The following is a 22,665-nucleotide window of genomic DNA, read 5'->3' on the forward strand; positions in this document are numbered from 1 at the left end:
GGATAATAATAATGGCGGAACTGAACCTGAGACTGCGGCAGGACCCTGTATGCGGACAGGTGGTGACGGAGGATTCCCACCCCTGGAGCCACCTCCACATCCGCTATGCGTTCTGCTCGGAGCACTGCCAGGAGCGCTTCAAAAAATGGCCTCACCTGTATGTGGGCGATCCGACCCACGGTCTCTCGGAAAAGCAGAGGGGCAAGGTGGTGCGGAAATCCCACAGGATCAAACTGGTTGAGCCGGTTGACCGGCAGCGGCTGCCCGAGGTCAGGGAAGCTATAGAGTCTCTGATGGGTATCGAATCCGTGGAAATCAGTGGCGACGAGATAGCCGTGGCCTACGACCTGATGCAGGTTTCCTTGCGCGATATCGAGGCGGTAATTGCCGGGGAAACTGGCGATTTGAGCGATGGAATGGCGGATAGGATTCTTCGGGCGATGATTCATTACAGCGAGGAGTGCGAGCTGGACAATCTCGCGCATCTGGCCAGTCACTACCGCGCCTGAAAGGTGGTGAAGCTGGAAACCTCTCCTTGAGCCAGTACTGTTTAGTTAACCGGTTCTTGTAGTAGCCTGTTCTCTGGCGAACGACTACGGAGTTCCATTCTTTTTCGCCTCGGCAGATCCGCTGGCGCCAACTACCAAAACCACCCATCTTTTTTTTTCTTATCGTCAGAGTCTATTTTTCTAACAGTTCTCTACGCTCACGCTCATATTCCTCATAGGATTTATTTGCATGCTCCATGCACTCCTCATGGCGTGATGGCGGTTCCTCGATGCACTCATTCCGCTGATGGATACGCATATTGTCATATATCGCTCTATTACTGCATGCTGCGATCCCCAACAACAATAACAATATCAGTAACCTGTTCATGGTTGACAGCCGCCATTTTCTTCAAAGTAATGAACCAATAGCAGAATGGCCTAGCGCTTGCCGTACTGTTCACCATGATCCTGCATAACGCACACATATGTCACGCACATAACCCGCGGTGTTTCGGAACCCAATCGAAGGTCGTAAGGATCAGGTCGGTGATTCAGAGTCTCCTTTCGTTTATTATTGATCACCTTCCATTACCTTTATTTGCATTGTTTCGTCTTCAGTTAATATCTTATAACCCCTTGGAAAAGGCCAGCCATACCCCCAACGAAACCTGCTGGGAAGATATGGAGTACCACCGACTCTAACACCAGCGAGCATAAGAAGAGCAATTTCTGGCTCTCCTACAGCAGATACGCAAGCTTCTAACGCCTTATCTGCAGCCAGGCGATCTTGGTATGTGCCGCCTTTCCAGTAAGCATAGTCATGAACGACACAGCACGACAGCCATAATTCATTGTGTTCAAGGCTACCATTTGGAAAAGAGCTACACCCGTCAGATTCGAATGGCCGAATTTCATTGGCTAGAGAGCTTAACGGGATAAATATTAATGAAAACAGAAGATTTCTCATGACTGTAAGTGATTATCAACGCCCGCATTTGCGGCTATTATTTGACCTGTAACACCGCAATCAGACACGGCTTGATTTGGGTATTTTTTGCACCAAAAAAGGGAGCGCAGCGACCGTGTAGAAAATAAGACGTGGCTGCGTGCCTTGTAAACAAACAGAGATCAGCCGATACCTTGGAGACTGGCACCACACCAAAAGCAGTTTGGTCGGGATCTCTTTATCTGATGGCCGCAATCCGGACAGATTTTCCCCGCTGATGGATCAAACTTTCCATCCAGCTTTCCATCACTGCGAATCAGCGGCATAATTTTCTTATTAGCTGCATCTTTACCTCTCATTTTTCTTTTGGCTTTTCTAAAACTGCCAACAGAAAGGTTGCTATTGGACCAATAAATAGAGAAATTATAAACCAGAGTAGTCCGCTTCTATTTTTGCTTTGCGCAAGCACACAGTTAATGAGTGCCAGTGTTCCCCAGCCAACAAAATATTGGCCTCCAACCTGTATTAAATTATCTTCCATATTGTTCTCATGCTCCAGTTTTTCTTCAGCCTGAACGCCCGGCTCACCAGCACCCAAACCGGAGAGCTTTTTGTGGTAAAGTGAGCGCAGTGAAACCCACAAAAAGAGCGTAGGTTTGGGCGTCTGTGTGGAGGCGCTTGTTAGTTCGCCCGAATTAATATCCCTACCACTCATGGAAGCGAGGAAGCAATGAAAATGCCAACGGCCTGATTCGCCAATATATTCCCAAAGGCACTCTATGGAAAATCTAACCTAACAACAGTGCGACCGTATTGCTGATGAACTGAACTCCAGGCCGAGAAAACGACACCAATATCGGTCGCCCGAGGAGCTATATTATGTCTAATTATTTTTGTCGCGGTTCAAAGTTGACACTAAGCGATTTAGTAGTCTCTCACCGTCATATTTCCATATTTACTTTGCTGATAAATCCTTAGCGGAAGTATTAACGTATCTGCGGCACCGGATAGAATAATATCGAATGGCGCTAACTGAGCAAAATTATAGTGGAGAGAAAAAGATCTTTTTCTGCGTTTTTTGGAATCCAATAGACATACATCATAAAGAACGCCGCTATAAACGTACGGTAACTCTGTGCAATTTGTAACGACAGCTTTGTGGTACATCGAGATCTCATTGTTTTCCGATTGCAGAGATTTTACAGTTCCACATCCGCTTAAAATTACTACCACTAACGACATACATATTTTGTTCATTGTTTACCTGCTTACTACAAAAATTCATCAAAACGCAAATAACATTTATATAGTGGCCTCCAAGGCCACTTTGCCCCAGGCCGATATCTCTTGGTGAAATTTCGCACAGAATGCCCGCAAAGCCCCGCGAGGTCAAGGTTGTAGAAGATTCTTGTATGGCTCCCGCTTTTGGCAAAGTGATCACCGTGCGTCCTATCCCATTTCCAGAGGGGAAGTGTAACCGCTTGTTTCTATTGTGATTTCTGGAAATTGCGAATTCTGCGCTGAGATATCGGCCTCGGTGATCATTTTTCCATTGGCACTTGTGCCGCCAATATTGTGTATATAACCAGTATTCCCTTCATGCATCAGGCAGGGAGTCGCCGATGATTGATGTTCCAGTCCCTTTACCTGCCCGGCCCGTACGTTTAATGGACCGGCTGCGGGCGTTTATGCGGGCGCGGCATATGGCTTACCGCACGGAGAAGAGCTATTGCGGGTGGATTCGGGAGTTCATCCGCTTTCACGACAAGCGTCATCCGGAGATGATGGGGGCGGCGGAGGTGGAGGCATGGCTGAGTCTCCTGACTAATAATCGATCGGTTGCAATCAATACACAGAAGACGGCGCTGAATGCGCCGGTAAGCCCGGCGTGGCAGTATGTGTTCCCTGCGCCCAATCGCGCGCTGGACCCGCGCAGCCAGGTGGTTCGCCGTTCGGTTGCGCGGGCGCTGGCTGAGGCGCGGATTTACAAAAAGGCCAGTTGCTATACCCTGGGAACGCGGAACTCCAGCTCCGCTTGCGGGTCCAGGCCCCACCATCAGTCCTGCTGGGCAAGCCTCCGGCTCGCAAGCGGAGCTGGAGCTCCGCGCTCCCGGGCTTATTTGCTCGACCAGTGCACGTGAACAATCTTCCACTCACCGCCGCTGCGTTTGAGCACCAGGGTTTCCATGCTTTGCAGGTCCAGGGCCTTTCCGTTGGAATCACCTTTCAGGCGTGAGCGTCCGTAGGAGAAGGCCAGGTCCTCTCCCTCCCGTACCTGCAGTTCCTGCTGGGAGACGTCCATCTGTTTCAGGAAGGTGATATCCGCTGGCAGGTGGTGGCCGGCATATTCCTGTGCCGAGCGCTCTACCGATCCCCCTTCAAAAATAACCACTGTGTCTGCCAGTACACTCAGTACGGCTTCCTCGTCGCCTTCGCGCAACGCGCGGTGGAATTTCTGTACGGTTTTTCCCGCACCGGTTTCCAGTCCGGAAAACATCGCCGGATCTTTTTCTCCGTGGGGTTTGTCGCCGTGGGCGGTGGCGGCGAGAGGTATTGCGCCCAGTAAAACTGAAAATCCCGAAGCGCAGAGAGCCTTGAATAGTTTTTGCATTGTGTTTTTCCTGGTCAGTGGTGGTGGTCGGGGGCCTCTTCGTCGCGCGCGGTGAGTATCTGGTATTGCTGCGGCGTCAACTCCGGCAGCTTTTGCAGAAAGGCCACCATGGCCCAGATGCGCTGGTCGTCGTGGGTGGGACCCCAGGCGGGCATGCCGGAGGCTTTGATACCGTGCTTGATTGCCCAGAACTGGCGGCGGGGATCGCTGGCGCGCTTGGTGAGGTCGGGTGGCGCCGGGTAGAGGCCCTGGCTGAGTTCGCTCTCCTTTCCACCAGGTTTTAAATGGCAGCCGACGCACATCTCGTTGTAATCTGGGCCGCCTTCGATCAGCAGTTCCGGGTCGTCCAGGTCCGGTACCTGTATATCCTTCGATGCGCGCTCAATGGATCTGTCGCGCAGGGTTTCCAGCACCCAGTTGGTAAATGCGGTGTGCGGTACATCGGCACCCACGGGATAGGCACCGGAGTAGATGAATGCCGCCAGCCCGATGCAGAGGGCAATGGTGGCGAGCAACAGGGTTTTTATCGTCGCCATTGTAGGCTCCCTTATTTTTCTGTTTCAGGTTTTTCTTCCGGGTGCAGCTGTTTCATGCATTTCTTGATCAGTGCCTGGGTGACCGGGTCCTGTTTGTCCATTTTTTTGATATCCATGTCTTTGAGTGCGGCGCACTGGGGTTTTTCTGCTTTGTCTTTGTGCTGGCTTGGGTCGTGGGCCTGGGCCGCTAGGGTGAGCAATAAAGTGACTATCAAGAGGGGGGTAAAAATTTTCATGATTTATATTCTCCTGAGCATTTGTTATGGGTGTAGGAGCGGCCGTTGACCGCGATCAATCTTGCCGGTCGGAAAGTCTGATCGCGGCCAACGGCCGCTCCTACAAGGGTGCGTTGGTCAAGTCCGTCAAAACCAGGCGCGCAGGCCGATAACCCACGTGGTGTCGCTGACGCTTTCTGCATCCGCGCGCGCGAAGCTGGCCGCTTCGCCGAATTTCTTCTCGTAGTGTACGCCAATATAGGGCGCGAACTGGCGGGTGATTTCGTAGCGCAGGCGCAGGCCGGCTTCCATGTCCGAGAGGCCGGAGCCGGTGTTGGTGGCCGGGTCGTTCTGGCCGTAGAAATCGAGTTCAATTTCCGGGCTCAAAATCAATCGCTGGGTAAACAGCAGTTCGTACTCGGCCTCCAGGCGCATGGCGCTGTCGCCGCCCTCGCCGACAAACAGCGCCGCGTCCACTTCAAAGAAGTAAGGCGCCAGCCCCTGGAAGCCGATGGCCGCCCAGTTCTTGCTCGGCCCGTCTTCCAGCCTGAAGTCGTGGCGCAGACCCATTTGCAGGTCCCAGAAGGGCGCAACCGCGCGGCTGTAGAGCGCCTGCAGTTCCGCATTCTCGGTTTCTCCGTCCTCCCGTTCCCACTCCCCTTTGAGCCACAGCTTGTCCCGGTTGCCGCCGAACCAGAGGTCGCCCTTGAGCGCATCGCTGTCCTCTTCGCGCACTTCCAACTGGTCCAGCTTGCCCATGGTGAACAGCTTCTCGTGATCCATCACATGATCCGGGATATCGGCGTCTTCGTGCTTGTCGTGGTGATAAGCGGTTTGCGCCTTGGCACCAGATGCGACCAGCACGGCCAGTAAAATAATTTTTTTCATTGCCTTCATCTCCTCAGACCACGCGGACTTCGCGGAACATACCGGGCATGTGGAACAGCAGGTGGCAGTGGTAGGCCCAGCGGCCGTAGGCGTCCGCGGTGACCAAGTAGCTGATCTTGGCGGCCGGCTGCACCAGTATCGTGTGCTTGCGCGGAATACGATTCCCATCGCCGGTTTCCAGTTCGCTCCACATCCCGTGCAGGTGGATAGGGTGGGTCATCATGGTGTCGTTGACCAGGGTGATGCGGATCCGCTCGCCGTACTTGAGCATCAGCGGTTCGGCATCATTGAACTGGATGCCGTCCATGGACCAGACATAGCGGTGCATATTGCCGGTGAGGTGCAGTTGCAGTTCCCGTTCCGGTTCGCGCCTGTCGATGGTCGGAGTGAGGTTGCGCAGATCTCCGTAGGTGAGGACGCGGCGGCCGTGGCGCTGTTGGTGATCGCGAAGCCCGATGCCCGGATCGTTCAGGCCGTCCATGGGCTGTTCCGCGCGCATGTCCACCGTGTAGGCGAACTCGCTGGGCAGGTGCACTATGGGTTTGTTGCTGCCATGGCCGGCGCGGCCCAGGTCTTCCGTGAACCACACGCCCTGCATACCGCCCAGATTGCCGCGGCCGCCGTACGGGCTGTAGTTGGTATCGGAACCCGGGCTATGTTGGCTGTGATCCATCGAATTCATGCTGCCATGCTGGCTGTGATCCATGTTGCCCATGTCGCCGTGCTGGCTGTGATCCATGCTGCCCATGCCGCCGTGTTGGCTGTGATCCATGCCGCCGTGCATTTCCCCGGAGCTCGCGGCGGGCCTGTGGCCCGTATGCGGAGCTGGAGCTCCGCGATCCCGGGGGGAACCGTGGTCCCCGTGTCCCATCCCCATGTCGCGGTGCGTCAACACCGGTGCGTAGTCCATCGCGGGCACCTCCGCAGACAGGCCCAAGTCCGGGGTGAGGGTGCCGCGGGCGAAGCCGGTGCGATCGATGCCCTGGGTGAACAGCGTGTAGGCGCGGTCGTCCGCGGGCTCGACGATCACATCGTAGGTTTCGGCCACGCCGATGCGGAATTCGTCCACGGTAACCGGCTCGACATTCTGGCCGTCGCTGGCCACCACGGTCATCTTCAGGCCCGGGATGCGCACATCGAAGATGGTCATGGCGGCGGCGTTGATAAAGCGCAGGCGCACTTTCTCCCCGCGTTTGAACAGCGCAGTCCAGTTATCGTCCGGGGTCTGGCCGTTCATCAGGTAGGTGTAGGTGTAGCCAGTCACGTCGGAGATGTCGGTATCGGACATGCGCATCCGGTTCCACATTCCGCGCTCGCGGAAAGTGCGAGCCACGCCCTTTTCGCGGATATCGCTCCACAGGTCGCCCACGGTGCGCCGGCGGAAGTTGTAGTAGTGGCTTTCCTTTTTCAGATGGCCGTAGATCTCCAGCGGCGACTCGTCGCTCCAGTCGGATAGCAGTACGACATATTCGCGGTCGTAGGCCACCGGGTCCGGCTCTGCCGGGTCGATTACGATGGCGCCGTAGAGGCCGGTCTGTTCCTGGAAGCCGGAGTGGCTGTGGTACCAGTAGGTGCCGCTCTGCTGGACTTCGAACTCGTAGCGATAGGTTTCCCCCGGCGGGATACCGTTGAAGCTGAGCCCGGGTACGCCGTCCATATTGGTTGGTAGGATAAGGCCGTGCCAGTGGATGGAGCTGTCGTGGGCCAGGTTGTTGGTGACGTTCAGGGTGACCTTCTGCCCCTCTTTCCAGCGCAGGATCGGCGCCGGCAAGCTGCCGTTGACCGTGGTGGCCTGCCGCTCGCGGCCGGTGAAGTTTACCCTGGTGTAGTCGATGCCCAGGTCGAAGTGATTGCCGCGCAGTGTCTGCACCACCTGGCGGGGTTCCGGTCGCGGGGAAGCGGCGCGCAGGCCGCTCGGCAGGGCCAGGGCGCTGGCGGCGGCGCCAGTAACAGCGCCTGCGGCGAGGCCGGTAACAAAAGTACGCCGGGACAGTTGTGGCAATTGGATTCTGCCGTTATTCGGTTTTTTCATTTTTATTTATTGACCTCAGAACTGTTCCGCGGCGGTGGTGATTTCGGTGTAGACCTCCCGGCTGCCGTCCCGGTTGAGCTGCCATACCTGGTAAGGGGTGAATTTGTCTTTGTACTCCATGCCCGGGCTGCCCAGGGGCATGGCCGGCACCGCGAGGCCGCGAGCGCCGACGGGTGGGTTCTGCAGGAAGCGGCGGATCAGTTTTGCCGGGATATGCCCCTCGAAAACGTAGCCGTCGCCGGTCACGCTGGTATGGCAGGATTGGAATTGGGGATCTATACCGTGACGGTTTTTCACTGCGCCCAGGTCGTCGACATCGCGGGCGGTGACGGCAAAGCCGAGGTCTTCGGCGTGCTTTACCCAGAGCTTGCAGCAGCCGCAGGTGGCGCTTTTGTAGGTGGTCAATTCGACAGCGGCAGTGTTGTCGGCGGAGTTGTCTTTAGCGCAGGCGGAGAGTGCCAGCAGAGTAAGGCCGCCCAGGCAGGCGGCGAACAGTTTACGGTTCATGGAATGGCCTCATTTCAGGTCATTGGACAGGCGCACCGCTTTCCGGGCGCGCGGGAATCAGGGAATAAAGAAAGGTGCCAGCGATGGGCGCACCAACCCCGTGTCAGGGGTGGATGGGTGGGCGAATGGCCGTTTCGGGCTCGGGGGAGGAATTGATTTCCGCGTAGGCGGTGGCCTGGGTGGTGCGCAGCGGCGCGGCGGCCTGGAAGTCGCCGGCGGGCAGGGCGCCGGCGCAGTGGCCGGGGCAGCAGCCGCAGGTCTGGTCGCAGTCCGGGTTCTCACTGGCCGCAGTGGTCTCACTGCAGTGACTGGTCGCCGTTGCTTCGTCGCAGTGCATCTTGTGGTCCATCCCGAGCATAGACTCGGCGGGGGCCTGTACTGCCTCGTCGTGACTATCCATTTCGGCACAGGGCGCCGCCAGCGCCCGGCCAGCGATGGCCAGGAGCAGCAACAGCAGCAGTGTCATGGCAGCCGGCGTGCGCATAGGGAAAACCGATAGGTCGAAGCCTGCGTTATCCTAGATGCCCGCAACCGTCTTGGCAAGGCGGGGTTCTCATCCGGACCGGCGCGGCGGCTCGCCGAAATCGGGATCGCGACTCACGCGCCAGGCCACGGTGCCGGGAGGCGCTTTGTACCAGCCGGGGTCGCGGTAGTCCCCCGGCTCCAGGTCATCGCGCACTTTGACCAGGGTGAACATGCCGCCCATCTCGATATTGCCGTAGGGGCCCACCCCCACCAACATCGGCAGGGTGTTTTCCGGTCCCGGGAGGCCCATCTCTGTGTGCTCCTGGTGTTCCGCCATGCCGTAGCGGCCCATGGGCATAAAGCCCGGCAACATCTTTTTTATTTCGTCCGCAACGCCGCTCTGATCCACGCCCAAGGGGTTGGGGATCTCATGGCCCATGGCGTTCATGGTGTGGTGGGCCATATGGCAGTGGAAGGCCCAGTCGCCGGGGACAGCGGTGAACTCGATATCGCGGGTCTGGCCCACGGCGACGATTTCGGTGGCCTCGCTGCGCCACTGGGAACGGGGCCAGCGGCCGCCGTCGGAGCCGGTGACATAGAACTGGGCCCCGTGCAGGTGGATGGGATGGTTCCACATGGACAGATTGGCCATGCGTACCCGCACCCGCTCGCCGGTGCGCGCCACTATGGGATCGATGGCCGGGAACACCTTGCTGTTGAAGGTCCACAGGTCGAATTCCACCATCACCGATGGGTCGGGCCGGTAGGTGCCGGGGTGAACCATCCAGTTGTGCAGGAGCAGGCAGTAGTCGCGGTCCACCGGTACCGGTTCCGGTTCCCGCGGGTGGATGATGAACATTCCCATCATGCCCGCCGCCATCTGCACCATCTCATCCGCGTGGGGGTGGTACATATGGGTACCGTGCTGTTTGAGGGTGAACTCGTAGGCGAAGGTCTCGCCGGGTTGGATATGTGGCTGCGACACGCCGCCCACACCGTCCATGCCGCTGGGAAGGATGATGCCGTGCCAGTGGATGGTGGTGTGCTCCCCGAGGCGGTTGGTCACCAGTATGCGCACCCGGTCGCCCTCCACCGCCTCGATAGTGGGCCCGGGGGTGGTGCCGTTGTAGCCCCAGCATTTGGCCACGGTGCCGGGGGCGAACTCGTGTTCGAACTCCTCCGCCACCAGATGGAATTCCTTGACCCCGTCCTTCATTACATAGGGCAGAGTCCAGCCGTTGAGGGTGCGCACCGGCGCATGAACGGGCACTCTTGCGGCTTTCGGTTGCGCCGCGGCCGGCGGATAGGTGCCATCTTCTATTGCCTGTGCGGCGAGCGCCGCCCCCAGTGAACCCAGGCCGCCGGCCTGCAAAAATCTCCGCCGCGAAATCATATTGAGCCTCCGCTGCTGCGCCGCTCAGTGGTGACGATGTGCATCTTCCGGCGCCTCCTGTGCATCCTCTGCATGGTGGGGCGGGAGCTTTCCCGCCTCTTTCCGCGCGCCGGGCATGGCGCTGTCCATCCCGCGCATTCCGCCGGCCGCCGGGTGCAGGTATTCGTGGGGATCCACGGCTCCGAGGGCGATGCTGTCGCTACTGGGCAGGCGCCGGCCCACGGCTTCCGCCAGCGCAGCGCGAGCCACCCAGTAATCACCCAGCGCCTGCAGGTATCCCTGGAAGGCGTCGTATTCCCGCTGCTTGCTGAGCAGCAGTTCAAAGGTGCCGATCAGCATAAAGTTCTCCTCCAACTGCGCCTGGGCCACAGCCTCCATACGCGCAGGAACCAGACGGGTCCTGTACACCTCCACCCGCGCGCGGGCATTCTGTGTGCCGACGTAGGCTAGGCGCACGCCGTTATCGGTGTTCAGCATCAGCCGCGCGACTTCGCTGATGGCCTTCTGCAGTTCGGCATCCACCTCCAGCAGTCGGTCGCCGCGCTGGTTAAAAATGGGGATCTCCCACTCGAGGGTGGGACCCAGCAGACGCGCGCCGTCGGTCTCGCGTTCGTACTCTACGCCGATATCCAGTTCGCCCAGCCAGCGTCGCCAGTTGTTATAGCAGAGCTTGTCCGCCAGCCGATCGGTCCGCGCGATGGCGGCGGCCAAGTCCAGGCGGTTTTCCCGCGCCAACAGCAACAGCTGCCGCAGTTCGTCCTCCCGCGCCACCGGCAGTGCCAGCTGCGCCGGCGCATCCCAGTCGCCAGCAACGGAAAGTCCGAGAATTGCCGCCAGTTTGGTGCGCGCGGCGAAGGCGGCGTTCTCCGCCTCTAGTGAGTTTATCTGCGCCTCCGCGGCCGCTGCATTTTCCAGCGCCAGCTGGCGCTGGGTCAGGTTGCCGGCTTGGAAATAGCGCTCCGCCAGCTGCCGAGAAAGGTCAGCGGCCCTGGCTACTTGTCCGCGCATGGCGGCCACTTGTTTCGCGGTGACAAAATGGTAGAAGGCTTCCTCCGCCTTCGCCGCCAGTTGCAGAAGCTCGGCGCCGATTTCCCGCTGCACTATGGCGAATTCCGCCTCTGCCAGGCGTCTGCGGGCGGGGAGGGTAATCAGATCGGAAAGGGAGACGACCAGGCTGTAGGTGTTTTGGCTCACGTCGCCGGCGCGATTGGAATCCAGCACCGCGGCGGAAAAGACCGGATTGCGGATGCGCCCGGCGCGATACACGTCGGCTGCGGCGATGCCCAGTTTGGCGTAGTGGGCGCGAATTTCCGGGTTATTGATCAGCGCGATTTGCATGGCGCGGTCTGCGGTGAGCGGCGCGGCGCTGAGTTCGGATACCAGCGTGGGGACCAGCTCTGGATCCACAGCCTCTGCCGGCCGGCCCCGCGCCCGCACCTGATCGATCACCTGGCTCCGTCCCAGGTCTGCGGGCAGCGGCGTGCAGGCCGCCACCCCGAGCGCTACGGCCAGGAACAGGTGCGGCGCGCGAGTTCCCTTTCGCCGATGGGCCACTGTTTCTTCCCTGAATTCATTTCCCGGCAGTTAGTGTAGTAGACGCCGCTCAGCTGCCGAAGTCGTCAAACGCGATCATGCCCCGACCCACACCCAGAGCCGTCAGCATCGAGATCGTCGCCTTCAGCATGGCCGGAGGTCCGCACAGGTAGAACTCGCAGTTGCCGAGCTCGCAGTGGCCGCACAAGTAATTCTTCAGCGCTATATCGCTGATAAATCCGCGCGGGTCCTGCCAATTGTCTTCGGGCAGCGGTTCGGACAGGCCCAGGTGCCAGGTGAAATTATTGTGCTCGGTTTGGAGGCGATCGAACAGTTCCCGGTAAAAGACCTCGCGCAGACTTCTGGCGCCGTACCAGAAGCTGATTTTGCGGTCGGTATTACAGGCCTGCAATTGATCGACAATCATCGAGCGCAGCGGCGCCATGCCGGCGCCGCCGCCGATAAACACCATTTCCCGCCGGGACTCCTTGACGCGGAAGTTGCCGAAAGGCCCGGACACTTTGACCCGGTCCCCGGCTTTGAGGTTGAACATATAACTGGAGCCCCGCCCCGCCGGCAGGGAATGTTCCGGTGGTGGCTGGATACGCACGTTGAGCACCAGCGGCGAACCCTGCTCATGCGGGCCGTTGGCCATTGAATAGGAACGGCTGCAGGACTCGCGGTGATCCGCGTTGGCGGCGGTCTGCCATTTCTCCCAGTCGGCGTGGTAGGCCGGGTCGATCGGGATTTCCGCCAGGTGCAGCCGGTGCACCGGCACTTCCACCTGCACAAAGCTGCCGGCAGCAAATTCGAAGGTCCCGCCGTTCACCGGGCGCAGGTGTATTTCCTTGATAAACGGGGTCAGGAAATAACTCCCGGTGACTTCGGCTTCAAATCGCCCGGCGTGCAGCGCAGTGTCGTCCAGCACCAGGGTGGTGGTTTCGTCGACGCGCTGCTGGCAGGCCAGGCGGTAGCCCTCGGCGAGCCGACCGGCCGGGATAAGGGCCTTTTCGCTGGTGCTGGCTGGCGCCCCGGGATCAAGGCGCACCTCACACAGGCCGCAACTGCCGCCGCCGCCACAGTTGGACGGCAGATTGATTCCCTCGCTGGCCAGACCGTCGTACAGATTGACGCCGGCTTTGAGCCTGAATTCGTCAATCAATGTCGCGGCGCTGTTGTACAGGCGCACCGGCACCCGGCTTCCGCGCAGCTTGGCCAGCAGGTTGAAGTCCCGCCGGGAAAAGCTGCCGAACAGCAGGATACAGCCGGAGATCGCCAGCCAGAGCGTGCCGAAAGCCACTGAGATGATGATTGGGTTGTTGAAATTCTCCCGCGCCCCGTAATCCATGATGTGCAGCATCCAGAAGAAGTCGAACAGCCGCCAGGTATCGTTGCGGCGCTCCAGAACGCGGCCGTCGCTGGCGGAGATGTACAGGGTGGTATCGGCGTCGTCGGCGATGGAAATTTTCCAAACCTCACCCCTGTGCCTGCGCACTTCCATGGCAGGCGCGCGGATTTTCTCGATGCCGGAAATCTTCCGGTCGTCACCGGTGTAATCCGCTTCGGCGATCTGTCGCGCCAGTGCCCGGTCGATAACGAAAGGTTGTCCGCTCGCGGCGTCCCTCAGCTCGATGTCATCACCTGTTGCCACTCGGTAGAGATTGCGGCCGAAGCGATGGATCAGTGTGATTTCCCCAATCGTGCCGGAATCGTAGAGCTCGGCGATCTGCCCGTGGCTCAGTAGGTTTTCACCCGGCGACAGATACTGCTTTTGTTGGCTGGCGGCGAGGTTTCTGCCGCTGACCTCGCGCGGGTCCAGCAGGTTGAACACCAGTCCACTGGCGAGCCACAGTGCAAGCTGGATACCGATGATCAGGCTGAGCCATTTGTGTGCGGTCTTGATAAAGAGCATTAGCCCGTTACCTCTCAAATTTTCTGCCCGGCGCGCCTGCCGAAGCTGTAAAACAGCAACAGAAATCCGGCCAGAACACTGGTCAGGCTGAACAGGGTGACGCTGCGCAGCAGCCAGTTGTTCACATCCTCGCGCGCTTCGTAATCCATGATGTGCAGCATCCAGAAGAAATCGAACGCCCGCCAATAATCGTGCCGGCGCGTCACCAGTTGTGCGGTTTGAGGATCGATATAAAAGCTGGTGCCAAAGCGGTCGTCAAAGTCGATGCGCCACAGAGGCAGTGGGCGGGACTGAATTTCTGAAGGTGGGTTTTCCTCTATCAGCTGTGCGGACGCGGCGGGTTGGTTTCCGGAAAAGTAGTACTCGGCCAGGGAGATGGCCGTGGCCCTGTCGACCGGCGGTATTTCCGTGCCGCTGATGGCGTCGACAAGGTGTGCACCATTGGCCTCGTGAACCACATAATGGGGTCGTTGCTGGATGGATTTCAGGGCGATGGATTCCACCGTGCCGAAGCGCTGCAACAGCTTTTCGGTCGGGTACAGTTGTGCGGGCAGGATGGAGATCGGCTCATTCTGGTTTTTGACCAAGTGGTCCCCATGAATAAAGTCGAGATTGACCACCACCATATAAAAGCCGCTCATTACCCATAGCAGTGCTTGTATGCCGATAAACAGGAATATCCACTTGTGGATTTTTCGAGCGAGGGATGCCACTTTCATTTATTTTCCCTCGATTGCCATTCTATCGGCTTGGTTCAAGGAGCTGGTTCCCTGTGCGGAGATGAACAGCTCTGGAGAAACCTTCATGAGGATTTCCTTTTATATTTACATGCGTTATTTGAGCGGTTTAGAACCCCAGCCGCATTCAGCCACAAAAAAAAGCTTTTCTGGTCTTGCTAAGGAAGCAGGGCGATTGATTGCGGGCGCACTGATCCCGTGTCAGCGGGAAATGGGTGGGCGCAGGGTCGTTTTGGGCAGGGGGGAGGAATTGATTTCGGAGTGATTGCTGGTTTGCGCATTCTGTGCCGGAAAAGAGACTTTGTCGTCGCTGGCGGGTATGGCACCGGTGCAGTGACCGAGGCAGCAATTGCAGTCCTGTTCGCAGTTGCCCTTTATTGCAGTGGTGTGTGTCTGCCTGGGCGGAGCAGTGGTCTGGATGGCCGCTGTCCGTTTCGCCTTGGGTGGGCAGGTCAAGGAATATTTCCGAAGCACAGGGAGCAGCCGCTGCCTGCCCGGTGGCGGCCAACAACGAGAGCCATAGTAGTGTCCGGGCGAGTCCTCGGCACATGGAATTATTCTGATAATTGGGACGAATGGCCCAGTGTATAAGCCGGTGTTCGCCTTCGCAATACAGTTCCTATGACTTGCCCTATAAATGTCCAGTATTACAAAAGTGGCTGGCTATACTTCTTGGGGCGGGTTGTTCTGCAGGGAGCCGCATGGGTGAAATCACCGCAGTGGCGGCGATAGAGGGAAAGGCCACTCGCTAAGGCACCGATCGACTTTACTCCCGACACTGGAGACGAATATGAATCGCAAAGTGACCCCGGCCGCACTGGCGCTTGCCTTCAGTACCGCGGTAACCCTGGCGGCTTCCCCGGCGCTGGCGGCCGGTGACAAGGACAAAGGCGACAAGGAGAAGTGCTACGGCGTGGCCCTGGCCGGCAAGAATGATTGCAAGGCCGGTCCCGGTACCACCTGCTCGGGCAGCTCCAATAGGGACTACCAGGGCAATGCCTGGAAGTATGTGCCCAAGGGTACCTGCAAGGAAATCCCGTCGCCCACCTCCCCCACCGGTAAGGGCCAGTTGCAGCCGTTCCAGGAGAAGGGTTGACCACTGATGGTTGCGAGCGGAGAGACCGGCCTGCCAGTGGCGGCCGGTGTCGGTCTCAAGCCGGAGCACTTCGAGCAGGTGATCGGGAAAGCGCCGGCGCTGGGGTTCGTTGAAATCCACGCGGAAAACTACCTGGTGGCGGGCGGCCCCATGCACCACTACCTGGAGCGGGTGTGCGCGCGCTACCCGCTGTCGGTGCACGGCGTGGGCCTGTCCATTGGCGGCGAGGAGCCCCTGGACCGCGGGCACCTGCAGGCCCTGCGCGGGTTGCTCGACCGCTACCAGCCCGCGGTTTTTTCCGAGCACCTGGCCTGGTCCTCCCACGGCGGAATCTTTTTCAACGACCTGCTGCCGCTGCCTTACACCCGGCGCACCCTGGAGCGCCTGTGCGAGCATATCGAACAGGTGCAGGATGCGCTCGGCCGGCGGATTTTGCTGGAGAACCCCTCCACTTATGTGGAGTTCTCCGGGTCCAGCTACAGCGAGGCGGAGTTTATCGGCGAACTGGTAAAGCGCAGCGGCTGCGGCCTGCTGCTGGACGTGAACAATGCCTATATCTCCTGCATCAATCACGGCCGCGACCTGGATGAATTTATCGCCGCGCTGCCACTGCATGCGGTGGGCGAGATTCACCTGGCGGGATTTCACCGTGACCGCGACAGCCTGGGTGCGCCGCTGCTGATCGACAGCCACGGCAGCGCCGTGGACCGGGCGGTGTGGCAAGCCTACGAATCGGTGCTGGAGCGGACCGGCCCGCTGTCCACGCTGATCGAGTGGGACAACGATATTCCGCCATTCGAGACCCTGTGCGCGGAGGCGGCGCGGGCGCAGGGTTATCTGAGCGCCTGCGCGGTGCGGGAGGCCTGACCGTGGAGGAGCGCTGGGCAGTCGCACTGCTGGACCCGGAAGCGCCGACGCCCCCGGACCTGACCAGTTGGAACGGCTCCGACCCGGGGCAGCGCTTCGCCGTCTACCGCAACAACGTCGTGGTGTCGCTGGTGGAATCCCTGGCGCAGACCTTCCCGGTCACATGTGAACTGGTGGGCGAGGAGTTCTTCCGCGCCATGGGCCGCGAGTTCGTGCGTGCGCGGCCGCCGCGCTCGACACTGCTGGCGCGCTACGGGGAGGGATTTGCGGAATTCGTGGACGGTTTTCCGCCCGCCGCGAGCGTCCCCTACTTGGCGGATATGGCGCGCCTGGAAATGCACTGCCTGGCCGCGCTGCACGCCGCCGATGCCGACCCGGCGGCGCCGCAGGTGCTGGAGGCGGCATTGCGGGAACCGGAGTGCCTGCCCGCGCTGCGCCTGCGGCTGCACCCCTCGCTGCGCTGTCTGCGCTCGGAATTCGCGGTTTTTTCCCTGTGGGACGCGCACCGGGGCGAACTGGAGATCTCTCAGGTGAACCCTCTTGCCGCCGAGTGCGGTTGGATACTGCGCAGCGGTCTGGAAGTGCGGCTGCTGCCCATGTGCGCGGGGGACTGCGATTTTGTCGAGGCACTTGCCCGCGGCAACAGCTTTGGCGAGGCGGCGGAAGCCGCCGCGGGAGACCGCGAATTCGATCTGGGCCGCTGCCTGGCGACGCTGTTGCGGTGGGGGATGGTGACTTCAGTGAACGGCATAAAGTGAACAGCAATGAAAAAACTGATTGAGTGGTGCGAGCGGATTCCGCACAGTTTTATCGCCCTGCTGGGGCGCTTCTCCATCTCCGCGGTCTTCTGGCTGTCCGGGCAGACCAAGGTGACGGGACTCGACATCGATATCGTGCACGGCGTGTTCAAGCTGGGCTGGCCGAAACTCTCCGATTCGGCGGTGGACCTGTTCCGCAACGAATACCAACTACCGCTGATTCCCCCGGAGACCGCCGCGGTGATGGCTGCCACCGCAGAGCATATCTTCCCCGTGATGTTGCTGCTCGGCCTGGGTACGCGCTTCGCCGCGCTGGCGCTGCTGGTAATGACCGCGGTTATCGAGATTTTCGTTTTTCCGGACGCCTATCCCACCCATGGTGTCTGGGCCACGGTACTAATCTACCTGATGGCCCGCGGGGCTGGCGTGGTCTCACTGGATCACTGGCTTTTCAGGCGTAAATGAATGCGCTGTTGCAGCGGCTGGGCACGGGCCTGGCGCGCTACCTCAGTCAGCCGCGCCATATGCACAGCGTGGCCGGCGCCATGCCGCTGGACCTGCTGCGCGGCTGCCTGCAACCGGCGGACGTGGTGCTGGTTGAGGGCAATTCGCGTATCAGCACTGCGATCAAATATTTGACCCAGTCCACCTGGCCGTACTGTTTGTTGGCGGGCCGGAAGAGAGTTGTTTCGTGGAGGCGGACACCGTGGACGGTGTGCGCAGCATTGGCCTGCAGGCTTTCAACGGGCTGCACACGCGGATCTGCCGGAGGAACTCCTGCGACTGCGCCACCACAGCCTGTTCGCGCCGCGGGATTTCGATGTCTCACCCTACTTTTCCATGATCAAGCCTAGCCCTGAGCAGGGAATTCGATTTCCACCGGTTGCGTTGGGAAAAATGATTCCAAGGCCGATTCCCCATAAAACCTGCCGCGGAAAGAAGCATTTCATCTAATCATACGCGCGACACCATCTTACGCTCGATGGCAGAGGTGGAACTATGCGCGAGAAAAGAGGATACGCCCTGTTTCTGTCCGGCTTGGTCCTGTGTTTTTTCAGCCTGACACCGCTCCCTGCCGATGCCACGGCCAGTTGGTTCGACGAACAGGCGGCCGCCAGCGCGCCAGGGGCGCCGACGATCCGGGTCGACTTGGGCGAGCAGCGGGCCTATTTCTACAAGGGAAACGAGTTGGTGGGGGTATCGCGTGTCTCTTCTGGCAGACCAGGCTATCGAACACCGACTGGCCACTTCCGGGTGCTGGGAAAGAAGCTTCGTCACCGGTCCACCCTTTACGGCAGCTATGTGGACAGGAACACCCACCAGGTGGTGCGCTCCGACGTGGACACCAGGCGACACCGCCGCCCGCCGGGCACCTACTACAGAGGCGCCAAGATGAACTACTTTATTCGCTTCAACGGCGGCATCGGCTTCCACGCTTCCGGGGATGTGCCCGGCCATCCCGCTTCCCACGGCTGCGTGCGCATGCCTCCGGGGATGGCGACCAAGTTTTTCCGATATGCGCCGGTGGGGACGCCGGTGATTGTCACGCAATGAAAGAGGCCCGAAGGTGGGCACGTCGCTGTCGCCAGTTCAGCGGCTGGTTAACTGTCATTGCATCGGCTGGCGAATGATCGTTTTCCACTTACTCGGATCTGCACGCCGTATATCACTCAAGTAAATCTCATGGTGTTTTCCGGTGAGGCCTGATCGGGAATCGATGAACGCATGCAGGTTCTCAATCGTTGGCCCCTCTTCTGAGAATGGGCCAACGTGCAGCACTTGAGCACAACGGCCTTCAGAAAATTCCTCCAGACGCAGCTGGTCGATGGCGGGAAGCTGTTTTTTAATGCGGACCGCAGTAATAGCCGCTTCGAGAACTTCATCTGCAACGAAATCGGGCTGCATAATCATCATCGTCCACTTCCAGTCTTCTCTGTCGTTGGCGACGAAGGCCGACATGTCGTCCGCCCACCATAGCCCTTCGAGTGGCATGACTGAATAGTCGAGATTTTGTGGACCTTTCTTGACCATAAACTTGGCCGTGTAGGACACAGAAAACAATGCCTCTACAGCCTGCGCATACTCCTGGGAAGTGTTCGGATCTCCTTTTCCGTCAATCATAAGAAATCTGAACGTAGGGATATCAACCTGCACAACATTCTTAGCGGACGCTTTGTAGAACTGCTTCAGATCTTTCTTCAGATCGACCTTCTTCATTTGCCCCACTCTCCTGATTAACAGTAAGCATGCTGTCTTTTGGTGTCGTCCCACCAGTAAATAAAGCCTGGGGACAACGGGATTAACCTCAAAGCAGTAGCCAAAACGTAGACAGTTTATTTAGACTTACACACAGCCTTGGCTGACACCAACATTTTCAGCACGGGCTCTTGCTGTGTGTCAAGGGCATGCAGTCAAGCCCTGAGAAAATAACCAGCCAATGAACACCCGAGCCAAGGTAGCGTTGTTGTTGAGCACCCGGACGGTTAAAATTCCCGCTGAAGGTTGGCAGCGTAGGGTGGGGGTGGACGTTTTACACCAAACATCTATCACTCGTGTCAACCTTTTCCTTTATTTTCAAGTAGTTACCTTATAGCATCTGAGTCTCCCAGTAGCCTGTTCCAGCGCATCCCTGAGCAAGTTTGTGCGCTTGCATAAAGGTGGCAGGAGCAGAGCAAACAGTCGGCAGAAGCTCGCCGCTATTGCAAAGTCAGAATGGCCCGGGAGCTGCTCCGGGTAGGACCGGTTTTGCTGACGATCGGCCCCGTGACCGCAAAGGGTTGCTACCAATCCGCTGATCTTGCCAGGTCAAGCGGCACCAGGACCGTAACGGAAGTTACTTGATATGGATAAATTAGCCGAAATCGCAAATTACCTCCACGCCATGCTTGGCAGGCAATCAAAGGCGGATTCTATCGCATGGCTGGAACAACAGCAGTCCGGCATCAGCAGCGATTCACCGTCAGGGTTCTATCTCGCGTTCAGTACCGCATCCCGGTTTTTTGACAAGGCGCCGCTAAACGTCAACCGGCAAGACGCGGCACGTGCATGTGAACTGCATCCCGGCTTCAGCCCCGGACATTGGAACCACTTGCAGGCAGCGCGGACGTATCTGTTGCTACTTTATCCGCATGACAATCCGGACAAATGGCTCGCCACTCTCGACAAACTTTTCGAAACTGCCGACTTGCACGAGCAGGAAGCGCTCTATGCGGCGCTTCCCCTGCTGCCCAACCCGGACTTATTGAAACTGCGGGCTGCGGAAGGACTGCGGACCAATATGACGACCGTGTTCGATGCCGTAGCGCTGCATAATTCCTATCCCGCCGAACACCTCGACGAGCCTGCCTGGAACCAACTGTTGCTCAAAGCCATATTCCTGCAACGTCCTCTGTATCAAATCCAGGGGGCGGATCACCGGGCCAACCCGACACTGGCGCAAGCACTGGTGGAATATACCCATGAACGCTGGGCTGCCGGCAGGACCATCACTCCCGAGCTGTGGCGCTTCGTCGGTCCGTTTTTACAGGAAAAGCACTCGGGCGATATACAGCGTGTGCTGATAGAGGGAACCCCGCTCGAACGGGAGGCGATTCTCTTGGCATGCAATATGAGCTCCTTGTCAACCGCAAGACAGCTATTGCAAGACTATCCGGAAATTCAAGCGAAAATCGAATCGGGAGAACTGAACTGGGAAAAGGTGGGCAAACAAAGTCACAGCACTGCGTTCTGAGCCGTACTATAACCGCAGCTGCCAAACAGATCCGAAACTATCAAGCTGAGACGTACCATGACAGAGAATAAAAAGCGTTTTATCGACCCTCACATCCACGTCACTTCGCGCACTACTGACGATTACCAGGCCATGCGCGAGGCGGGTATTGTAGCCATTATCGAGCCGGCCTTCTGGCTCGGCCAGCCCCGCACCCAGGTGGGTGCCTTCCAGGACTATTTCAGCAGTCTGGTGGGCTGGGAACGGTTCCGTGCCAGCCAATTCGGCATTCGCCATTACTGCGCAATGGGCCTCAACTCCAAGGAAGCCAACAACGAAGCCCTTGCAGAACAGGTGATGGAGCTGCTGCCCCTGTACGTGGGCAAGGAAAACGTGGTGGCCATCGGCGAAATTGGCTACGACGACCAGACAGCTGCGGAGGATAAATATTTCCGGGCGCAGCTCGAACTGGCAAAAACCGTCCAACTGCCGGTCATGATCCACACCCCCCACCGCGATAAGAAAAAAGGCACCAGCCGCAGCATGGATGTGTGCGAAGAGCACGGTATCGACCCCAACCTGGTGGTGATCGACCACAACAATGAAGAAACCGTGCAAGAAGTGCTCGATCGGGGATTCTGGGCTGCTTTCACCATCTACCCCCATACCAAAATGGGCAGTGAGCGCATGGTGGAAATTGTGCGCAGCTACGGCCCGGAACGCCTCATTGTCGACAGCTCGGCGGACTGGGGTGTCAGCGATCCCCTGTCGGTACCCAAAACCGCCGCATTGATGGAGAAGCAAAGCATTCCGGACAAGCATATCCAACTGGTCACCTACCAGAACGCCCTCACGGCCTACGGCCAGAGCGGAAAAATGAAGGAAGCCGACTGGCTGGAGGCGGACCCCGTCGACCAACGCCAGCTGTTCGAGGGCAATTCGGTCTTGCGCAGCCAGTCTCCCAAAGTGGGTTACAAATCATCAGACATCGTGGAGAACTAGCGTGACCACCGACTCCATGCGGAAAACCCGAACGGAACCGGAGGATAACGGCAAGGCGCGCATCGTCGCTCACCTGCGCCTGATGCGGCCCGCCAACATCGTAACCGCGGTAGCGGATATTTTAGCCGGGTTCGCTATTTGTGGCGCCGCCGGCCAGGTAGTACTGGGCGCGCAGGGCGGTAACTTCCCGTCGTTCAGCGCCTTGCTCTGGCTCTGCCTGTCCACTGTGGGACTGTACGGCGGCGGTATTGTTTTCAATGACGTGTTCGATGCCGACCTGGATTCGCGTGAACGGCCGGAGCGGCCTATTCCCAGTGGGCTGGCATCGGTCGCCAGCGCCGGAACCCTGGCGATTCTCCTGCTGGCCGCCGGAATCGGAGCCGCGTTCATCGTCTCGCCGCTCAGCGGCATTATCGCCGCCGCCGTGGCTTTACTGGCCGTTACCTATGATGCCTGGGGCAAGCACCGGAGCTGGTTCGGCCCCGTCAACATGGGCCTGTGCCGGGGTGGCAATTTATTGTTGGGCGCCAGTGCCGTACCGGCAGCATTGGCCGATGTCTGGCCGCTGGGCCTGGTACCCGTTGTCTATATCGCGGCAGTGACCACCGTCAGCCGCGGCGAAGTGCACGGCGGTAACCGGCGAGCGCTGGCGAGCGGTGCCGCGCTTTACCTGGCAGTTCTGGCCACGCTTGTCACACTCGCCGTGGTAATACCGACCGGCTGGCAGGCCGCGCCATTCGTGCTGCTGCTGGCCGCGATGATTTTTCCTCCCCTGGCCAGAGCCTGGAATACCCTGGAGCCGCGCCTGGTGGGCAAAGCCGTAAAAGCCGGCGTTCTCTCGCTGATCGTGCTCAACTCAACCCTGGCTGGTATTTTCGCCGGCTGGCAGTACGGAATTATGGTGCTGGCCCTGCTTCCCCTGTCACTCTGGCTTGCCAAAATGTTTGCGGTAACATAGCCTGCTTTC

General features: G+C 58.9%; 25 protein-coding genes and 1 pseudogene. 11 read left to right on the plus strand and 15 right to left on the minus strand.

All coding sequences use genetic code 11. From position 1 onward, the window contains the following. Positions 1-11: 11 nt before the first annotated feature. On the plus strand, positions 12-509 hold the full coding sequence (locus FHS09_RS20075; RefSeq protein ID WP_183463267.1) for a YHS domain-containing protein: 498 nt from the start codon (positions 12-14) through the stop codon (positions 507-509). A 1,283-nt stretch (positions 510-1,792) separates the two neighbouring features. On the opposite strand, the gene FHS09_RS22960 is transcribed toward FHS09_RS20075, so the two are convergent. Further along, on the minus strand, positions 1,793-2,152 hold the full coding sequence (locus tag FHS09_RS22960; RefSeq protein ID WP_246395166.1) for a hypothetical protein: 360 nt from the start codon (positions 2,150-2,152) through the stop codon (positions 1,793-1,795). On the opposite strand from FHS09_RS22960, the pseudogene FHS09_RS22965 reads away from it, so the two are divergent. Then, positions 2,140-2,324: pseudogene (locus tag FHS09_RS22965) on the plus strand (transposase); the annotation flags it as partial. The gene FHS09_RS22960 and the pseudogene FHS09_RS22965 sit on opposite strands and share 13 nt — an antisense overlap. 37 nt (positions 2,325-2,361) lie before the next feature. On the opposite strand, the gene FHS09_RS23450 reads toward FHS09_RS22965, so the two are convergent. Further along, on the minus strand, positions 2,362-2,694 hold the full coding sequence (locus tag FHS09_RS23450) for a YceK/YidQ family lipoprotein (RefSeq protein ID WP_183463269.1): 333 nt from the start codon (positions 2,692-2,694) through the stop codon (positions 2,362-2,364). Further along, positions 2,612-2,878, minus strand: a complete 267-nt coding sequence (locus FHS09_RS20090) for a hypothetical protein (RefSeq protein WP_183463327.1) — start codon at positions 2,876-2,878, stop codon at positions 2,612-2,614. The genes FHS09_RS23450 and FHS09_RS20090 overlap by 83 nt, the downstream gene beginning before the upstream one ends. A 226-nt stretch (positions 2,879-3,104) precedes the next feature. On the opposite strand from FHS09_RS20090, the gene FHS09_RS20095 reads away from it, so the two are divergent. Beyond that, positions 3,105-3,578, plus strand: a complete 474-nt coding sequence (locus FHS09_RS20095; protein WP_281383191.1) for a site-specific integrase — start codon at positions 3,105-3,107, stop codon at positions 3,576-3,578. On the opposite strand, the gene FHS09_RS20100 is transcribed toward FHS09_RS20095, so the two are convergent. From FHS09_RS20100 to FHS09_RS20150, 11 genes are all read right to left on the minus strand, one after another. Then, positions 3,554-4,048: a YybH family protein gene (locus FHS09_RS20100; protein WP_183463273.1), complete on the minus strand. Its 495-nt coding sequence runs from the start codon at positions 4,046-4,048 to the stop codon at positions 3,554-3,556. The genes FHS09_RS20095 and FHS09_RS20100 overlap by 25 nt on opposite strands. 14 nt (positions 4,049-4,062) lie before the next feature. After that, complete coding sequence (locus FHS09_RS20105; protein WP_183463275.1) at positions 4,063-4,584, minus strand: c-type cytochrome; 522 nt, start codon at positions 4,582-4,584, stop codon at positions 4,063-4,065. A gap of 11 nt (positions 4,585-4,595) precedes the next feature. After that, positions 4,596-4,820 (minus strand): hypothetical protein, encoded by a 225-nt coding sequence (locus tag FHS09_RS20110; protein WP_183463276.1) that lies wholly within the window; start codon positions 4,818-4,820, stop codon positions 4,596-4,598. Between the two features lie 126 nt (positions 4,821-4,946). After that, positions 4,947-5,687 (minus strand): copper resistance protein B, encoded by a 741-nt coding sequence (locus tag FHS09_RS20115; RefSeq protein ID WP_183463279.1) that lies wholly within the window; start codon positions 5,685-5,687, stop codon positions 4,947-4,949. 13 nt (positions 5,688-5,700) lie between these two features. Next, positions 5,701-7,719: a copper resistance system multicopper oxidase gene (locus FHS09_RS20120; protein ID WP_183463281.1), complete on the minus strand. Its 2,019-nt coding sequence runs from the start codon at positions 7,717-7,719 to the stop codon at positions 5,701-5,703. A 15-nt stretch (positions 7,720-7,734) separates the two neighbouring features. Then, a complete protein-coding gene (locus FHS09_RS20125; protein ID WP_183463284.1) occupies positions 7,735-8,226 on the minus strand; it encodes a DUF411 domain-containing protein in 492 nt (163 codons plus the stop codon). Positions 8,227-8,329: 103 nt separating this feature from the next. Then, on the minus strand, positions 8,330-8,710 hold the full coding sequence (locus FHS09_RS20130) for a hypothetical protein (RefSeq protein WP_183463286.1): 381 nt from the start codon (positions 8,708-8,710) through the stop codon (positions 8,330-8,332). A gap of 69 nt (positions 8,711-8,779) precedes the next feature. Then, complete coding sequence (locus tag FHS09_RS20135; RefSeq protein ID WP_183463288.1) at positions 8,780-10,084, minus strand: copper oxidase; 1,305 nt, start codon at positions 10,082-10,084, stop codon at positions 8,780-8,782. Between the two features lie 24 nt (positions 10,085-10,108). After that, positions 10,109-11,638: a TolC family protein gene (locus FHS09_RS20140; RefSeq protein WP_183463290.1), complete on the minus strand. Its 1,530-nt coding sequence runs from the start codon at positions 11,636-11,638 to the stop codon at positions 10,109-10,111. 49 nt (positions 11,639-11,687) lie between these two features. Further along, positions 11,688-13,529 (minus strand): NADH:ubiquinone reductase (Na(+)-transporting) subunit F, encoded by a 1,842-nt coding sequence (gene nqrF / locus FHS09_RS20145; protein WP_183463292.1) that lies wholly within the window; start codon positions 13,527-13,529, stop codon positions 11,688-11,690. Positions 13,530-13,543: 14 nt separating this feature from the next. Continuing rightward, positions 13,544-14,248 (minus strand): hypothetical protein, encoded by a 705-nt coding sequence (locus tag FHS09_RS20150; RefSeq protein WP_183463293.1) that lies wholly within the window; start codon positions 14,246-14,248, stop codon positions 13,544-13,546. An 808-nt stretch (positions 14,249-15,056) separates the two neighbouring features. Between FHS09_RS20150 and FHS09_RS20155 the strand changes: the two genes are divergently transcribed. The 5 genes from FHS09_RS20155 to FHS09_RS20175 all read left to right on the plus strand — a co-directional run bounded on the left by FHS09_RS20155 (position 15,057) and on the right by FHS09_RS20175 (position 18,541). Then, positions 15,057-15,362, plus strand: a complete 306-nt coding sequence (locus FHS09_RS20155; RefSeq protein WP_183463294.1) for a BufA1 family periplasmic bufferin-type metallophore — start codon at positions 15,057-15,059, stop codon at positions 15,360-15,362. Positions 15,363-15,368: 6 nt separating this feature from the next. Further along, positions 15,369-16,229, plus strand: coding sequence for an MNIO family bufferin maturase (gene bufB, locus FHS09_RS20160; RefSeq protein WP_183463295.1), 861 nt, complete (start codon positions 15,369-15,371; stop codon positions 16,227-16,229). Positions 16,230-16,231: 2 nt separating this feature from the next. Continuing rightward, positions 16,232-16,987 carry an HvfC/BufC family peptide modification chaperone gene (locus FHS09_RS20165; protein ID WP_183463296.1) on the plus strand — a complete coding sequence of 252 codons (756 nt, stop codon included), beginning with the start codon at positions 16,232-16,234 and terminating at the stop codon, positions 16,985-16,987. A 6-nt stretch (positions 16,988-16,993) separates the two neighbouring features. After that, positions 16,994-17,452, plus strand: coding sequence for a DoxX family protein (locus tag FHS09_RS20170; RefSeq protein ID WP_183463297.1), 459 nt, complete (start codon positions 16,994-16,996; stop codon positions 17,450-17,452). Between the two features lie 534 nt (positions 17,453-17,986). After that, the gene (locus tag FHS09_RS20175; protein WP_183463298.1) at positions 17,987-18,541 is read left to right on the plus strand and encodes a L,D-transpeptidase; all 555 of its coding nucleotides are present in this window, start codon (positions 17,987-17,989) and stop codon (positions 18,539-18,541) included. A gap of 54 nt (positions 18,542-18,595) precedes the next feature. On the opposite strand, the gene FHS09_RS20180 is transcribed toward FHS09_RS20175, so the two are convergent. Continuing rightward, positions 18,596-19,204 carry a GyrI-like domain-containing protein gene (locus tag FHS09_RS20180; protein ID WP_183463300.1) on the minus strand — a complete coding sequence of 203 codons (609 nt, stop codon included), beginning with the start codon at positions 19,202-19,204 and terminating at the stop codon, positions 18,596-18,598. 625 nt (positions 19,205-19,829) lie between these two features. Between FHS09_RS20180 and FHS09_RS20185 the strand changes: the two genes are divergently transcribed. Genes FHS09_RS20185 through eboC form a run of 3 tightly spaced genes read left to right on the plus strand, consistent with a single transcriptional unit; the run spans position 19,830 to position 22,656 of the window. Next, entirely contained in the window at positions 19,830-20,717 is an 888-nt protein-coding gene (locus tag FHS09_RS20185) for an EboA domain-containing protein (RefSeq protein ID WP_183463302.1), read from the plus strand. Positions 20,718-20,774: 57 nt separating this feature from the next. Then, positions 20,775-21,698, plus strand: a complete 924-nt coding sequence (locus tag FHS09_RS20190; protein WP_183463303.1) for a TatD family hydrolase — start codon at positions 20,775-20,777, stop codon at positions 21,696-21,698. A 1-nt stretch (position 21,699) separates the two neighbouring features. Beyond that, positions 21,700-22,656 (plus strand): UbiA-like protein EboC, encoded by a 957-nt coding sequence (gene eboC, locus FHS09_RS20195; RefSeq protein ID WP_221192158.1) that lies wholly within the window; start codon positions 21,700-21,702, stop codon positions 22,654-22,656. Positions 22,657-22,665: the final 9 nt, after the last annotated feature.

Source organism: Microbulbifer rhizosphaerae, assembly GCF_014191725.1.
GTDB lineage: Bacteria > Pseudomonadota > Gammaproteobacteria > Pseudomonadales > Cellvibrionaceae > Microbulbifer > Microbulbifer rhizosphaerae.